This window comes from Marinobacter alexandrii, from assembly GCA_039984955.1.
Lineage (GTDB): Bacteria > Bacteroidota > Bacteroidia > Cytophagales > Cyclobacteriaceae > Ekhidna.
Map to the genome: position 1 here is coordinate 701,044 of JBDWTN010000005.1, position 16,754 is coordinate 717,797.

Consider the following 16,754-nt stretch of genomic DNA (forward strand, 5'->3'; position numbering starts at 1 on the left):
ATTATTTATCTAATAGAATCAATCGACCTATTTTAAATTTACCTCCTTGAGCAAATCGATAGAGGTACATTCCAGTTGATAGCTTATTGCCATCTTTACCTGTACCGTCCCATGTAATCTTATGTTCTCCCTTGGCTTGCTGCCCATCCAGTATTCTCAACACCTCCTTGCCATTCAGATCTAATATAGATAATTGAACTTGCTCTCTCTGTTCCAGCAGAAAATGAAAGGTGGTTAGGTCTACAAATGGATTGGGGTAGTTAATGAAATCTGTGACATCATCAAGTCCCAGTGGTCCTTCTCCACCAACGTCTCCAAGTGGTACTATACTTTCGAATGTTGTACCTAAGTGAATCTCGTCTATGGATAATTCTGTGACGCCACCTGCTGTTCGAAAGTATACACTTGCGATCCCATCATTTAGTGAATTAACCTCGAGTACTGCATCTGGAAAATTTGGATCAGGTATTACCTCAGGATCTGGATTCATCCAGAGCAGCACGCTATCAGCCTCTGCATCACCTGAGAAAATGACTTTTGCGACATACCAGTTAACTTGACTTGCATTTACAGCTGTCTTTACAAAATCACCATCACCGCCAATATCGTGTATGGAAGCTTCTACATCAGGGTTTCTTTTTCCGAAAAGAACCAGATTGTCTCCGGAAGCATCTCCAAATCCTCCTTGTCCTACATTTTGGTTAGCTCTTCCAATAAACGAAAACCAGTATGTATTGCCATCATCCGTGATTGGAGTGGCCAATCTTCTAGAGAAGATGCCTGGTCCCACGCCTGTTCCAGCTAAAAGAGTTGTACTATTATCTTTACCGCTTAAACCAGAAAGACTAAGATTTCCTGCATCAATGCTGGCAGGACCTCCACCTCCAGCTCCAAATTCCCATGGGCCAGCCCACTGGTCTCCAGATGACCCAAGCCCCAATAACGATTCTCCCGAAGGATATCTGAATTGCTCTCTTGCAATTAGTTCTTCAGGAATTTCCTCTTGGATGGAAGTAACATCTGCGTAGTTGTATCCCAATCTTAATTCATCTATTGCAAAGGTGATAGAAGGACCACCTGAGGCAGTAATTCTTACCCCATCAAATCCACTGTTCATAGCTAGTCTATTTTCCGAATCTGCATTCACTATCAAATCTGCCTGGTTGGTTGCTGGCTGAATTTCTGGTATTGGATCAATCCACATATGAAAGTCCTCAGGATTATCATCCCCAGAAAAATCTATTCGTACCACAATCCAGTTCGTACCTTCAGCATCTGATTCTGTAATAAATTCAAATATTTCAGGATCCCATATCAAACCAATTCGGTTGAAACCGGCTGTTCTTCCAAATCCAATTTTTTCTTCAGTTCCGTCCATCAACACAACTTTTGCTTCTGTGTTAATACTTGTCGCATTTTGAAAATCGATCAAAAAGCTCATCCAAACCGTACTTCCATCATCTTCAAATCGCCCAGACAGCTCTCGATCATATTGAACGGTATCGATCGTGTAGTTGATCAAGGCTTTATTACCAGTCGGATTAGTAAAATCAGATGTAATACTATTTGCTTCCAGGAGAATGCTATCTCCATTTGTTCTCTGCCATCCGTCGGCCCAACCATCTGATCTATCTCCGAAGTTTTCTAACTGTGCAGTTGCAGTATAATCGAACCCCTCATAGGTTGATCCTGCGGTAAATAGAGATTCTATATTGACTAAGTCACCAGGAACAATATCTGTATAAGATGTGCCCAGATAGATGTCATCTATTAATGAGTTTGAGACTCCTGCATCATTTTTGATACCGATCGCTTGCCAACCTCCATTCAACTCTGAAGCGGCAAATTTTAAAATCTCCTGTCCTACGGTAGGTTCCACATTCGGATCAGGATTTAAGAATAGTCTTACTGTATCTCTATCTGTAGTGGCATTGGTCTCTATCCTAGCCACTAGCCAATGTGTCCCTTCTGCAACGTCTGTTGCTACCGATTGACCAAAAGGGCCGAATGAACCTATTGCAAGAGATCCTGCAGAAGTCCACTTACCTATTGCAACAAACTGACCATTGCCTCCAGAAGCTTCAAGTGATTCCGTATCGTTATTAACGAGCATCACAGTCGTTACTCCATTATCTGTAGTATTATTGAATTCCGCAAAAAAGCTTAGCCAATAGGTCAACCCATTATCTCCGTATGTACTTTCCAAGGGACGGAACATTCTTGTTGCTCCTGCTGTAGCATCAATATTTAATGCATTTGGCAAAGTCTGCCTGAAAACATCAATATTGGTTATTGAATCTTCTACAATATTTGGTTCCGGTCCACTAAGTATTTGCCAAGGACCTCCCCATCCATTTTCTGAACCACCTGCTCCAGATATTGTTCCTGCAGCGTAATCGAAACTTTCAAAAGCTGGTTCAGGTATTACGACACTTATTAAGTCTCCGGGAATAACATCACTGAAACTATTTCCTAAGTAAATATCATCGATACTAGCCTTTACCAAGCCAGAGCCATTTTTAATACCGATACCTCTCCAACCTCCATTCAGTGTGCTAACTGTATATTTAACATCTTCTTCACCTTTAACAGGTTCTACTCCGGGATCTGGATTAAGATAGAGTCTTACTGTATCTCCATCAGATGTGCCATTTGTCTCTACGGATACTACAAACCAGAGAGATGTATCACTTGCTACAGTGATATTATCCGGAGATTTATTAAATCCTCCAGAAAATTTTCCTAATCCAAACTGAAATGCAGCATCCCACTTACCTACAGCCACAAATTGACCATTAGGTCCAGAGGCTCCCATCTCTTCGGAAGCATTATCAATCAACATTACATTGATCAAATCAGCTCCTTCAGCTCCTTCAAAGTCACCGAAAAAACTCATCCAATAGGTACGTCCATTATCTTCATAACTATTAGCCAAAGGCCTGGCATATCTGGATTCACCTACCGTTGCGTCCATAAGAAGTGCGTTTCCTGTAGTAAGCGTTAACAGATCATTGTTAAGGATGCCATTACCAATAATGGTGTGCTCGGGTTCATCGATGAGTTCCCATGGACCTGCCCATCCATTTTCTGTTCCTCCATTTCCTGACAAACCACCACCAACTGTATATTCGAATTTTTCGAATGCGACTGTCGGAGCAACATCTATGATTGCAAGGTCTTCAGGAACTACATCAGCATACTCAATACCTAAATAGATATCATCTATTGTAGTTTTCAAGCTTCCAGCACTATTTTTTATACCTATAGCTTGCCATCCATCATTGAGTCTGGTAGACCAAAATTTTGCAACTTCTTCACCGATTAGAGGCTCTGATCCAGGATCTGGATCTAAAAATAACCTCAACGTGTCTGCGTCTGCATTGCCAGTTGTTTCAACTGACATGACTAACCAATGAGCACCATCTTCTATGAGTGTTGTTACATCTTTCGCAAAGCCACCTGAGAACTTTCCAACTCCGAATTGAAATGCTCCATCCCACTTACCACTTGCAGCAAATTGACCACCAGGTCCACCAGCTCCCATAGTTTCTGTGCCATTGTTTATAAGCATTGGTAGCATTAGATCCGAAGCATCAGCCCCTTCAAAATCACCAAAGTAGCTAAACCAATAGGTAAGTCCATTGTCCTCATATGTTTGGCTGAGAGATCGAGTCAGTCTTGTTTCTCCTAGCGCATTATCAAATAACAAAGCATTACCTCTGGTTGACCTTAATAAACTTTGGATTGAAACTGAGTCTTCCACAATTACCTGATTAGCACCCGTAGTAAGCTCCCAAGATCCTCCCCAACCATCCGAAGCAGTTCCTTGCCCTGAAATATTAGAAGCTGCGGCATAGTCGAAGGTTTCTTTTACTGGAGCGTATAGCGGTATGTCTTTAGCAGAAGTCGGAACAATATCTGCATAAGAGTTGCCTAAATATATGTCATCAAAACTGGCAGTAATGGATGTTGCATTCTCTGCTCTAATGAGGACAGAATTGATGGTGCCAGAATTCATAATACCTCCTGCATAAGTTGCGCCTGCCATATCGTCCGTAGGCTCAACCAAAGGATCCGGATTTACAAACAACCGAACAGTATCTTCTACCGCATCTCCTGTAAAGGTGATCTTGGCCACCAACCAATTCAATTGATTAGGAGAAACCCCATTCACATTTTGAAAACTACCGGGTGCTCCTACTGCAAGAGCCCCTGATCCAACTCTACCGATGATAAATTTAAAACCATCGGTATCATCTTGAAGAATAAGGTTGGCTACATTTCCACCAGTCGTTTCAACATCCATGGTAAAGGCTAGCCAATACTCATTTCCATCATCCGTAATTGGTGTAGATAAAGCCCTCTGATAGCGGAGGTTTTCATTGGCACTCGTGACAGAAAGGTCTATATAGGTACCACTTGCTTTTCCCGTTCGATAATTTCTGAGGGTATCATCAATAATTGTTCTCTCGGTGGCTAAAGCCTCCCAAGCGCCTCCCCATCCTACTCCACTATTTGCTCCACCTAAGTTAGAACCAAGCGTATAATCAAAGTCTTCTGACACGATGACTTGTGCACTTAGTGTGCATACAGTCATCGTCAGGAAGAATAGTATTATATAATTTTTTTTCATGTTTATTCAGATTAAATAGCTATCAGATTTTACTCCCATTCTTCATTTTGTGTGTATCCAAACTGAAGGCGTTGATTGGTAGGTATGGCCAGAGTGGTTCGAATATTCGTGTACGCTTCAGGTGCTATTATTCCACCTTCTCCTAGAATACCCTTTTCTGTCTTTTGCACATCTCCATGCGCCATCATCACAGCTTCAGCTTGACCAGTGCGAACCAAATCAAACCAGCGATGATTTTCAAAAGCCAGTTCTCTTCTTCTCTCATCTGCAATAATCTGAAGCAGATCTTCTACTGAAGAGGGGTTAACGGGACCTACTCCAGATCTTAATCGGATAATATTTATTGTACCAATGGCTGTTTGATCTACAGCCTGAGAAGATCTTACACGACTCTCTGCTAACATGAGCAGTGCGTCAGCATATCTGAACATTGGCCAGTTTACATTGGTAATTCCAAGGTCAAGGAACTCGAAAGCATATTTTTTCATCCATGGTATGCTGTCATTTTCATCCACATAATAACCTATGTTATGTTCCAGACGATCATCGCCATCTTCATACAAATCAATAAGGCTTTGTGTAGGTTGGTTTTGCCCAGCTCTAGATTGTGCCAATTGACCAAATGCTAATAAATCTCCCCCACTATTGTATGGGATGAATGAGGTTACAAAGTTTGACCCTTGTCCTAGATTAAAATCATATTGAATATCGAATATAGATTCCGAATGATTCTTATTATTTGGATCAAAAACATCAACATAGTTTGCCACTAATGAGTACCCTATTGTTTGTAACTCCTCTAAAGCACTAACCGCTTCTGGATATTCCTGTCTTGCCATATGCATTTTAGCTTTTAGCATCAGAGCAGCTCCACGGGTAGCTCTTCCAGTATTTTCGGAATCCCATTCGTCTGGCAAAAACTCAATAGCACTATCAATATTTGAAAAGAGCGTATCGTAAATTACTTCCCTATCTACACGCTGTGTAAATTCCGAAGTAAGTGCACCGTCTACATTGGATACCGTTGATAGAGGTAATGGAATATCACCATATAGTCTAACCAGATTAAAATAATACCAAGTCCTTAGGAAATAAACTTCTCCTTTTCTCTGATTCTTCAATGCAAAATCAGAGAATATTACATCATCAATATTTTCAAGAACAAATGTGCACCTGGTTACTCCATCGAATGCCTCGCTCCAATAATTTGCAATACTTGGATTATCGGCATTCATTAAAAACTCATCTAGTTGTTCATTTAGAAAGCCTCCCCGATCATCTGGATTATATTGAAAACTACTGTTGTCGGATCTGTTTTCACCAAACCTCCACTGCAAATTTTGATGTATGGCTCTATTCTTTACATAGGCTGCATTGACCGATCTTGTTACTTCGTTTTCATTTTTAAAGAAGTTGTCTACAGAGAAAGAGTTTTCCGGAGCTACATCCAGAAAGTCATCACAGCTACTCAATGCTAAGCAACTAATGATTGTTATGGTTAAAATTTTAATTTTCATATCGTTCATTGCTTAGTTAAATGTCACATTCAGACCTAGCGTATATGTTCTCGCGATGGGGAAACTCCCTTGAAATACATTTCGCACTAATGTATTATCCCCTACTCTTGCAGTTTCCGGATGACCTAATTCAAATTCCTTATAGATGAAGAAGGGGTTTTGAACACTGGAGTAAACCCTGAGTCTATTAAATACTTTGGTAGCCCAATCATTCGGGCTAAAAGTGTAACCCAAGGTGATATTGGTCACAGCCAAAAAGTCATTGTCTTTGACCGAGTCTGAATTTGGTATCCTCCACTTCCCTGTAGCAGAGACTGTAGTAGGTATTGTCTTGGTAGAAGGATCATCGCCTGGTCTAAATCTGTTTTCAATTTCGGTCAGCAAATTGAAAACCCCATCAAGGTTCTCCGTGCTTTGCTTACTGATATCAAAAATTTGGCTCCCTACCTCCCCATTCATTAATATAGTTAGATCAAAATTTCGATAAGCAAAACGGTGAGTCATTCCGTAATAAAAATCTGGAAGAGGATTACCTAAGATCAAATAATCTTCCTCATCTTCTAGCTGACCATCTCCATCTCCATCTACGTATTTAATTGATCCCACTACTGCTCCAGGATATTTTAGGACGTCTGGATCATCTATTTCTTCCTGAGTATATAGTCCGGTGATTTTCAATCCTCGATAATTCCCTATGGGCAATCCTGCTCTAGTAATCGTAAAAGATGAGCCATTTCCTGCCGCTCCTCTAAGCAACTGTTCGTTAGCCAACTTTTCTACCTCATTGACATTTCTGGTGAAGTTTAAATTGATATCATATGAAAACCTACCCAGCTTGATCAGATCAGAGGTGTTTAGTTCTATCTCGATTCCTCTATTACTAAATTGACCTGCATTTCCAGGTATACTTCCAAAGCCAGTTGTAACAGGCACAGGTATGTTCGTCAGGAAGTCGATGGTTCGCATGTTGTAGTAATCAAGCGAGAGATAAATTCTGTTTTCCAATAATCCGATATCTAACCCAATATCAAACTCTTCAGTCTCTTCCCATATTACTTGATCATTGGGCAGTCCATTAACTACACTTCCCGGAGCAAGTCCTATTTCACTACCACTACCAAATACGTAATTAACCTGACCTACATTTCCTTGAGCTGCAAAATTTCCTATTCCTGAATTCGAACCACTAAAACCATATGCTACCTCAACCTTCACGTCACTGAATATACTTTTCAATCCACTCCAGAAGGATTCGTTAGAAATTCTCCAGGCTGCTGCTGCGGAAGGGAAAAAACCATACCTTTCTGATTTTCCAAACTTGGAAGATCCATCTACACGACCAGATGCGGTAAAGTAATACCGATCGTCAAATACATAGTTAACGCGTCCTAAATAGGAAATCAAGCGGTTTTGGGTAGCTCCAGTTCCACCGGTAAAATTGTTAACGTTTTCGGTATTTACATTTCCTGAGGATACCGGCAATTGGAAACTCTCCTCGATAAGATTTCTGGCATTGATGCCTACACCTTCCGATCTTCGTTTCTCCATGGAGTACCCCAGAAGTACATTGACGTCATGTCGTCCAAACTTCTTATTGTAGTTGATTGTATTTTCCCAAACCCAATTTTTTCTACTCTCTTCTGAATATCCTGCTGTTGCTAAGCCGCTTCCTTCCGGATTCGGTTGAAGTGAACTTCCCGGTAATCTGGAAGGAGTGAATGTATTCACGTTCCGAGTATTGAAATTGTAACTGAAAGAAGTTTTAGCAGTCAAGCCTTCTATGATCTTTAGTTGCAAGTTTGTACCAGTAAGCATTGAGAGATTTTCTCGCTCATCTCTTATCCATTTCATTTTTGCCACCGGGCTTGCCACCCAAAAAGTTGTCAAATCTCCCAGTGCTGCCCCATTAATGTTTCCACTTCTATCTCTCACTGGTGCAGAAGGATCAGCCCAATAGGTAGATAAAACTGAGCCGAATACACCAAAACCACTAGAAGCATTAGGATCGGTGCTACCACCAGTTCGCAGAGTATAACTGGGCGCCATATTGATACCGTATGTCAATCGATCAGAGATTTTTCCCTGAACCTTTGCTTGTGCACTATATCTTTCGAATTCTGTATTTATGACAACACCTTCTTGCTGTAAGTGCCCTACAGAAAAGCTATAGTTTACATTCTCAGTTCCTCCACGCATATTTAAATTATGCTCTTGGAAGATACCGTTTTGGGTTAGCTCATCAAACCAGTCGGTTCCTTCGCCATATTGTTCCGGATTTCTGAATTCTTCTGGAATATCTTCTTCGGTAGGTTCATTTCCTCCTGCTCTAATGTTATCTTCTATACGTTCTCTTTGAAACCTCGCTAACTGCGTTGCATTCATTACCTTCGGTTTCTGATATTCTGGTATATCCTGAAATCCAGCTCGACTGCTGAGAGACACTATAGGCTTACCTTTTTTACCTCCTTTTGTCGTAATAATGACTACACCATTAGCCGCTCGAGAACCATAAATAGCCTTTGCGGAAACATCTTTTAATACACTGATCGATTCGATATCGCTGGTTGATAACCAGTTAAGATTGAAGTTATCTCCACCTCCACCAATGTTTCCGATTGGAAAACCATCAATTACATAAAGTGGATTGTTATTATTTGCAGATCCTACTCCTCTTATTGTCACAGTAACTCCCCCTCCTGGTTGTCCTGATTGTCTGGTTTGTACACCTGCCGAAAGTCCTTTAAGTGCCTGGTCAAAAGACGCAACAGGTAACTCTTCAATCTGCCTACTGTCAATTTTCGTGACAGCTCCTATTAAATCAGCCTTCCTCTGCTGACCATATCCTACAACCACAACTTCATTGAGTGCTTGTAAGTCTTCCTGAAGGGAAATGTCAATGATGTTTCTATTTTGAACAAGAACTTCAAGTGTCTCAAATCCCACATATGAAAACCTCAAGGTACCATCCGTATCTGAAGTCTCTATGCGATAATTACCATCGATATCTGTAACCGCTCCCTGTGTGGTATTTAATAGCCGGACTGTAACTCCTGGCAATACGTCCCCCGTGCTAGCATCGGTGACCTTACCATTTATTATGTTGCTTTGAACTGCAAATACATGCAATCCAAAGAGACAACCAATAAATACACCTATAAATAATCGTCTTTTCATAGTTTTTCTTTAAGCGATGTTGCTCTTCATTATTAGAATAGCAATAGGTTGATTAATAAGTTAGAAATTTCATAAAATGAGGTTCCAATGTCATCCGTAGATTATGAAATTTTCAGAAAATTAACAGTGGTCTCTTACCCATCCATCCTGTACTATGCTGTCATGTTTTGTTTTTATGCAATCGTTTTAAAACCAATCCGTTAAGCAGGTCACAACAGGATACTATCTCATTTTCAGTGAGCTAAATTTTCAATCCAGATCCAAAAAACAGCCCTTTATGAGATTGAATTTTGCGGTAATCTTTCTTTATGTGATTATCAACTCTGCAATATCACAAGTTGCCCAAATTAGCAATGTAACACCGAGAAGTGATGACTCTGGAAAAATAGTAGACGCCCATGATGGAAGAGTCATAAAGTTTGGTGAAAAGTTCTATTGGTACGGCACTCAATACAGTAATACTAATGGTTTTACAATAGCGAATAAGTATGTGGCCTACAGTTCTACAGATATGATGAACTGGAAACTGGAAGGTGACTTACTCAAAGACGCTCCTGAAGGAATTCACTACCGTCCTCATGTTATTTACAACAAGCAAACCAAGCAGTATGTACTATGGTATAACTGGTATCCAAAACTTTGGGACGGGCAGTTTGGTGTTGCAGTAAGTAAAACACCTGAAGGACCTTTTAAGATCGTAAATCCTGATACAAAAGTATCTAAGTCAGAAATTGGAGTGGGTGACTTGGGCCTTTTTGTAGATGAAGATAATATAGCATATATCTCATACAACAGTATTCAAAATCATCAATTGGTAGTAGAACGATTAAATTCAAGCTATACTAAATCTACTATGGAGACCAGCAACATTATTGCTGAGCACGTGGAGGCGGGATCTATGTTTAAGCGCGAGGGGTTGTATTATCTACTGACTGATTATACCTGTTGCTTTTGTAATTACGGCTCTGGTGCCAGAGTGTACACAGCGAAAGATCCACTTGGCCCCTATAAGTTTTCTAGCAATATCAACCGGTTCCCTGGAAAGTATGCGCCAGAGCTTACCGACGGTATGAAAAACATCAATCTTACTTATCGGCTTAAGAAAGAAAACGGTCTGATAATAGAAAATATCAGTAATGCTCCAATTTCAACCGTACAAATTCAAGTATTTACTGGCAATCGTAATGGACTTTGTGGTGCAGTAGATTCAGCATGGGTACATCCCCCTATCACCATACCGGAATTCTCCTTTTCTGCAAATGGTATTGAAGTTAACCCTACTAACAGAGTAATCAAGAAAATTGGTCTGAGAAACATTTTGACCTTCGAATTCGATTCGTTCAATGCACTTAACCTTGAGTTGAAAGTATCAAGCTATTCTTATGATCAACTATCATTACTTGAAGTAGAAATAAACAAAGGCCAGAGTAAAATCATGGTATTTGAATCTGGCGAAGGTATTGGCAAACAACCGATCATCCCGGCACAACAATCGTATGTGATGGAACTGCCAACAAAGAATGGAATTCAATATATCTGGATGGGTGATCTCTGGGGTTCAGCAAATGACAACATCAAAGGTCATGATTTTCAGTATTGGAGCGCTCCACTTCAATTTAATGAAGATGGTTCCATTCAACGGATGCAATGGGTAGATGAGTGGGAAGTAGAACTAAAGTAAGCATGAAAACAAATATTGGTCTTTTCGCTATTGGTTTAGATACCTATTGGCTACAATTTGACAGCTTGCTGGATCGATTGCTCGGCTATCACAAGCAAATCTCGGAACGAATCTCCAAAGAAGCCAACGTCACAGATGTGGGTATGGTGGATAGCTCTGAAAGAGTAAAAAAAGCCATTGAAGCTTTTGATTCAAAAAAAATAGATCTACTCATCGTCAACATTTCTACATACGGTTTATCTCAAAATATATTACCCATTGTACGGGATAGTAGAGCACCTACTCTTATCCTTAATCTTCAACCTACAGCTTCAATTGATTATGATTTCATCAATGGTCTTGGCGATAGAGGAAAAATGACTGGAGAATGGCTGGCTTACTGCCAGGCATGCGTAGCGCCTGAGGTTGGTGGCGTATTTTCAAAAGCTAATCTACCGATAAGACTCGTTTCCGGACACTTAGAGGATCCCGAGGTATGGACTGACATATCTGAATGGATACAAGCTGCGAAAACGGTCAAAACACTTAAGCAAAATAGAGTGGGAATATTGGGACATTATTATAATGGCATGCTTGACGTGTATAGCGATCTAGCGAGGTACTCAGCTGTACTGGGAAGCGAATTTCAAATCTTAGAATTCGGTGAATTAAAGGCTTTAAGTGAAAAGATTTCTAAAGAGGAAATAAACAAAAAAAGAGAAGAGTTTCAATCTGCTTTCAATATATCAAATGAGTGTTCTAACTATGAATTGGAGCGTGCAGCCACTACTTCCATTGCACTGGATAACTTAGTCAATGGATATAATCTTGATTCACTAGCCTACTATTATGAAGGAAAAGGTGATCCTGCATATGAAAATATTGTCACCTCACTCATTCCTGGTTTCACTTTGCTTACTGGCAATCATATCCCTGTAGCTGGCGAATATGAAATAAAGAATGTACACGCAATGAAGATCATGGATGCACTCAATGCGGGCGGGTCTTTTGCTGAATTTTATGCAATGGATTTTAATGATGATGTGATCCTGCTGGGACATGATGGACCTGCTCATTTCGCGATAGCAGAAGGTAAAGTAGGTTTGGTACCTGTACCTGTTTATCATGGAAAACCAGGCAATGGGTTATCCATTCAAATGGAAGTCAGTCATGGAGCAGTGACCATTTTATCTGTTTGTGAATCAGGAGACGGAAAGCTTTTTCTTCTATGTGCTGAGGGTCGGTCTGTGGAGGGTCCTACACTACAAATTGGCAACACCAATAGTCGGTATAAATTTGAATTAAAACCAAAAGACTTTATCAATCAGTGGAGCAAAGCTGGTCCCTCTCATCACATGGCCATAGGTGTTGGTCATGTTGCTGGTCAAATAGAAAAGCTCGCTGATCTCTTAGGAATTGCCTTTATCAAAATCTGTTAATAACTAACTTATGATCAGTTCCGCACTCGGAATTTTTTTCCATGCCCTAGGAGGATTTGCATCCGGTAGTTTTTATCTTCCATTAAAGAAAATAACCCAATGGAGCTGGGAGTCCGGATGGTTGGTTAATGGATTTTTTGCCTGGATTATCATGCCTTGGTTCGTTGCTGTTCTTACTATTCCTGACCTTTTAGAGATACTGATTCAAGCGGAGGTAAATACTATTTTTTGGACGTATTTCTTTGGCATACTGTGGGGAATAGGTGGACTCACTTTTGGATTAACCATGCGCTATCTTGGTATTGGGCTTGGGATGGCCATGGCACTAGGCCTTACCGCTGCTTTCGGTACGCTCATCCCTCCTATTTATGATGGTTCATTCATAGATATAACCCAAAGCACGAATGGTCAAATAGTCTTGTTTGGAGTATTGGTTTCTTTCATTGGCATTTTCCTCTGCGGTAAGGCAGGTGTACTGAAAGAGCAACATTTGAGTGAAGATCAGAAGAAAGAAGGCATCAAAGAGTTCGATCTAAAGAAAGGACTCATAGTGGCTTTTTTTGCCGGTATCATGAGTTCTTGTTTCGCATTTGGTATTCAAGCCGGAGCTCCCCTTGCTGCTTCTGCCAGCATTGCCGGAACCAATGAGTTATGGGTCAATGGACCAATATTTATTGTAATACTTCTAGGTGGTGCTACTACCAACTTTGCTTGGAGTATTCTTCTCAACATCAAGAAAAAGTCATGGAAGGACTATAAGGATACTTCCAGTCCGCTGAAAATGAATTACCTATTCGCAGCTTTGGCCGGAATCACCTGGTATTTGCAATTCATGTTCTATGGAATGGGTACGACCCAGATGGGAGAGCACGATTTTGCCAGCTGGTCCATTCATATGGCATTCATCATTGCCTTTAGTTCTATGTGGGGATTGATCACTGGAGAATGGAAAGGAGTCAAACGAAAAGTGCTTGTCGTTTTAGGACTTGGAATTTTTATTTTAATCCTCAGTACGTTGATCATTGGAATGGCAGAGCAGATTGCCACTAGCGTGTAAATCTAAAGCGAATTCCGCTCTATGAACACAAAGTCGTTTTTTTCCTGGATCAGTTTCTTTGACTTAATCATATTAGCAACTGCCTTACCCATCGCCTTAAAATCAGTCGTCATTACAGTGATCCCATTTTCAAGTATTTCCTTCAGTGGTGTTTCATTGTAAGAAATGATACCCACATCATCTCCTGTTTTCAATCCTTTTTCACGGATTGCCTTAATGAGATTAATTAAGTCATTTTCATCAATCACAATAAACAGGTCGCCTTTATTAACCTCATAATCTTCCTCAATATCATCCATCACTTGAGCTTCGAGGCTATTTTGTCTTACAAAGTCGTTAAATCCTAAAATAATCTCCTTTGGATATGGATAGACTTCATTTACAGGAAAAACGAGATACACCTTTTTATATTTTTTCACATCATTTATACTTGATGTAAGAGCTTCATAAATATCCGTTCTAAAGTCCTGGTAGACATTACCAAAGTTTCCCACTAGTTCAGGGATTTGCCTATCTAATATGATTAGTTCTGTATCAGGAATTTTCTTCAACGTACTTTTCACCCTTTCATCGATCACGTGAAAATTTGGCATCACCACATAGTAGGAATACTCTTCAAGCTTCTTTGTAACCAAATCATCAAAAATCTCAGGGTCGCAATGATGAATATACAAATCCACATATGCGGTATCCCCTAAACCTCTCACAATGGAGTCATAGATCATTTTTTTGTACGGGCTTAGCTTATTAAAAATTAGGCATACATGGATCTTCGAAACCAGGTCTGTATTGGCAATGAAATATCCTTTGCCCTTTACGCTGGTTATGAATTTCTTTTCTTTTAATTGTGAGTAGGCTTTTTCTACTGTATCACGAGAAAGCAAATAAGTTTCACTTATCGCATTGATAGACGGTATCTTGTCTCCAATATGTAATTGTTTTTTTTCTATTCCATTAATTACTGAATCGATGATTTGCTTGTATTTCGGAGTTCTTGACTCTGGATTGATACTAAATTCCCACATAGTTAAGATTTCAACCACAAGTATATAACTTTTACAATGTGATTTGGTCAGCATAGTACAGGATGCAAAACGAGCGCCCAGAATATTACTTTGACATCTAAACACATTAAACCCTATATGGAAGTATCTCAAGCCACATCTAAATTGGTCGAAAATCGCTGGGATGACAAAAAAGCAGACAGTCTAAAATCCAGTGAAATAGACTTACTCTTATATCGCTCCAATATCCTGGGAGCAGACCTTCGTGTAACAAATTATGGAGGAGGTAACACCAGTTGTAAAACAATTGAAATAGACCCCCTAACCGGTGAAGAAACCAAGGTAATGTGGGTTAAAGGTTCTGGGGGTGATATTGGCACACTTAAAAGAAGCGGACTAGCCGGATTGTATATGAATCGGCTACAAAACCTGAAAAAAAGATATCGTGGACTTGAGTACGAAGATGAAATGGTGGGGCTTTTTAATCACTGCATTTTCGATCTTGATTCAAAAGCACCTTCCATAGACACCCCTCTTCATGCTTTTTTACCTTTTGACCATATAGACCACCTACACCCAGATGCCATCATCGCCATTGCAGCAGCAAAGGACGGTGAACAGATTATGAAAGAACTTTGGGGAGATAAGATGGCTTGGATCCCTTGGCAAAGACCTGGCTTTGACTTGGCTTTACAACTTGAAAAAGCGCTCGAGGAAAATCCTGAAATAGAAGGAATAATACTTGGTGGACATGGACTATTTACATGGGGAGATACCGCTAAGCAATGCTATGAAAACAGTCTGGATAAGATCAACAGGGCAATTGAATATCTGGAGAATAATTACGGAGTTAAAAGACCGGTATTCGGAGGCTCAATAGTGACATCTCCTGATGAAGATACAATCAAAAATCAGGCTGCAGCGCTAGCTCCTACTTTGAGAGGCCTATGCAGCAGTGAAAACCGAATGGTTGGTCATTTTTCTTCTGATGATGCAGTTCTTGAGTTCATAAACAGTGCTGATCTGGAAAAACTTGCTCCAATGGGTACCAGCTGCCCTGATCACTTCTTGCGAACGAAGATCAAACCTTTGGTATTGGATCTTACACCCAATGAGGATTTATCTGATCTTGGAGTAATTAAGGATCGGTTGATTCCTCTCTTTGAAGAATACAGAAAAGATTATAAAAACTACTATGAATCGTGTAAGCGATCTAATAGTCCAGCAATGAGAGACCCGAATCCGGTGATCATTTTATGGCCGGGAATCGGAATGTTCTCGTTCGCTAAAAACAAACAAACTTCCCGTGTAGCTTCTGAATTCTATATCAATGCGATCAATGTAATGAAAGGTGCGGAAGCAGTAAGCTCTTATACCTCTCTCCCACTTCAAGAAGCATTTGATATTGAATATTGGTTGCTAGAAGAAGCTAAACTTCAGCGGATGCCGAAGGAACAACCTTTGAGTAGAAAAATTGCTTTAGTGACAGGTTCTGGTGGAGGTATTGGCAAAGCCATCGCTGACAAGTTTATTCGCGAAGGAGCATGTGTTGTCTTTACCGATGTAGATGAAGACCGAGTTAATGAAGCATCCAAAGATTACACTACTGATCATGCCATTGCAGTTCAATTAGATGTAACGAGCAGTGAACACATTGATGTATCATTCAAAGAAGCAAGCCTTGCTTTTGGCGGAGTAGACATTGTAGTCAATTGTGCTGGTTTGGCTATATCTAAGCCTCTTGGTGATACTGAAGAAAGTGACTGGCAGCTATTACAGGACGTCATAGTCAAAGGTCAGTTCCTGGTTTCTAAAGCGGGAGTAAAAGTCATGAGAGAGCAAGCTCTCGGGGGTGATATCGTAAATATTGCGAGCAAAAACGGATTGGTATCTGGACCAAACAATGCAGGTTACGGTACGGCAAAAGCTGCACAGACTCATATGTCAAGACTACTAGCCGCGGAGCTTGGACCAGATAAGATCAAAGTTAATGTGGTAAATCCTGATGCTGTAATAGAAGGCAGCAAAATCTGGGAAGGTAAATGGGCCGAAGGAAGAGCAAGAGCTTATGGCATTTCAGTAGAGGAGTTACCAGCACACTATGCCAAGCGAACCTTAATGAATGAAATCATAGGCACTGGAGATATTGCTAATGCGGCATTCGCATATGTCAGTGGATTATTATCAAAGTCCACAGGAAATATCCTGAATGTGGATGGAGGAGTTGCAGCTGCTTTCGTGAGGTAGTCTCCTTTATCTTATGTATCCGT

Annotated in this window: 8 protein-coding genes; 4 read left to right on the plus strand and 4 right to left on the minus strand. The window is 40.3% G+C overall.

Annotated features, from left to right (window positions below; genetic code table 11):
• Position 1: 1 nt before the first annotated feature.
• From ABJQ32_03695 to ABJQ32_03705, 3 genes are read right to left on the minus strand one after another with little or no spacing between them, the layout of a single operon-like run.
• The gene (locus ABJQ32_03695; GenBank protein ID MEP5288724.1) at positions 2–4,633 is read right to left on the minus strand and encodes a FlgD immunoglobulin-like domain containing protein; all 4,632 of its coding nucleotides are present in this window, start codon (positions 4,631–4,633) and stop codon (positions 2–4) included.
• A gap of 29 nt (positions 4,634–4,662) precedes the next feature.
• The gene (locus ABJQ32_03700; GenBank protein ID MEP5288725.1) at positions 4,663–6,150 is read right to left on the minus strand and encodes a RagB/SusD family nutrient uptake outer membrane protein; all 1,488 of its coding nucleotides are present in this window, start codon (positions 6,148–6,150) and stop codon (positions 4,663–4,665) included.
• A gap of 12 nt (positions 6,151–6,162) precedes the next feature.
• Positions 6,163–9,324: a TonB-dependent receptor gene (locus ABJQ32_03705; protein ID MEP5288726.1), complete on the minus strand. Its 3,162-nt coding sequence runs from the start codon at positions 9,322–9,324 to the stop codon at positions 6,163–6,165.
• 277 nt (positions 9,325–9,601) lie between these two features.
• On the opposite strand from ABJQ32_03705, the gene ABJQ32_03710 reads away from it, so the two are divergent.
• Genes ABJQ32_03710 through rhaT form a run of 3 tightly spaced genes read left to right on the plus strand, consistent with a single transcriptional unit; the run spans position 9,602 to position 13,480 of the window.
• Positions 9,602–11,005, plus strand: a complete 1,404-nt coding sequence (locus ABJQ32_03710; GenBank protein ID MEP5288727.1) for a family 43 glycosylhydrolase — start codon at positions 9,602–9,604, stop codon at positions 11,003–11,005.
• Positions 11,006–11,007: 2 nt separating this feature from the next.
• Positions 11,008–12,423 carry an L-fucose/L-arabinose isomerase family protein gene (locus ABJQ32_03715; protein ID MEP5288728.1) on the plus strand — a complete coding sequence of 472 codons (1,416 nt, stop codon included), beginning with the start codon at positions 11,008–11,010 and terminating at the stop codon, positions 12,421–12,423.
• Positions 12,424–12,433: 10 nt separating this feature from the next.
• Complete coding sequence (gene rhaT, locus ABJQ32_03720) at positions 12,434–13,480, plus strand: L-rhamnose/proton symporter RhaT (protein MEP5288729.1); 1,047 nt, start codon at positions 12,434–12,436, stop codon at positions 13,478–13,480.
• 2 nt (positions 13,481–13,482) lie between these two features.
• Here rhaT and ABJQ32_03725 read toward each other — a convergent pair whose 3' ends face one another.
• Positions 13,483–14,505 carry a GntR family transcriptional regulator gene (locus ABJQ32_03725; GenBank protein MEP5288730.1) on the minus strand — a complete coding sequence of 341 codons (1,023 nt, stop codon included), beginning with the start codon at positions 14,503–14,505 and terminating at the stop codon, positions 13,483–13,485.
• Between the two features lie 117 nt (positions 14,506–14,622).
• Between ABJQ32_03725 and ABJQ32_03730 the strand changes: the two genes are divergently transcribed.
• Positions 14,623–16,731: a bifunctional aldolase/short-chain dehydrogenase gene (locus tag ABJQ32_03730; protein MEP5288731.1), complete on the plus strand. Its 2,109-nt coding sequence runs from the start codon at positions 14,623–14,625 to the stop codon at positions 16,729–16,731.
• Positions 16,732–16,754 lie beyond the last annotated feature (23 nt).

Bases quoted from the DNA above. Each gene is read 5' to 3' on its own strand.
- ABJQ32_03695 (MEP5288724.1), bottom strand. From the start codon at position 4,633: ATGAAAAAAAATTATATAATACTATTCTTCCTGACGATGACTGTATGC.
- ABJQ32_03700 (MEP5288725.1), bottom strand. From the start codon at position 6,150: ATGAAAATTAAAATTTTAACCATAACAATCATTAGTTGCTTAGCATTG.
- ABJQ32_03705 (MEP5288726.1), bottom strand. From the start codon at position 9,324: ATGAAAAGACGATTATTTATAGGTGTATTTATTGGTTGTCTCTTTGGA.
- ABJQ32_03710 (MEP5288727.1), top strand. From the start codon at position 9,602: ATGAGATTGAATTTTGCGGTAATCTTTCTTTATGTGATTATCAACTCT.
- ABJQ32_03715 (MEP5288728.1), top strand. From the start codon at position 11,008: ATGAAAACAAATATTGGTCTTTTCGCTATTGGTTTAGATACCTATTGG.
- rhaT (MEP5288729.1), top strand. From the start codon at position 12,434: ATGATCAGTTCCGCACTCGGAATTTTTTTCCATGCCCTAGGAGGATTT.
- ABJQ32_03725 (MEP5288730.1), bottom strand. From the start codon at position 14,505: ATGTGGGAATTTAGTATCAATCCAGAGTCAAGAACTCCGAAATACAAG.
- ABJQ32_03730 (MEP5288731.1), top strand. From the start codon at position 14,623: ATGGAAGTATCTCAAGCCACATCTAAATTGGTCGAAAATCGCTGGGAT.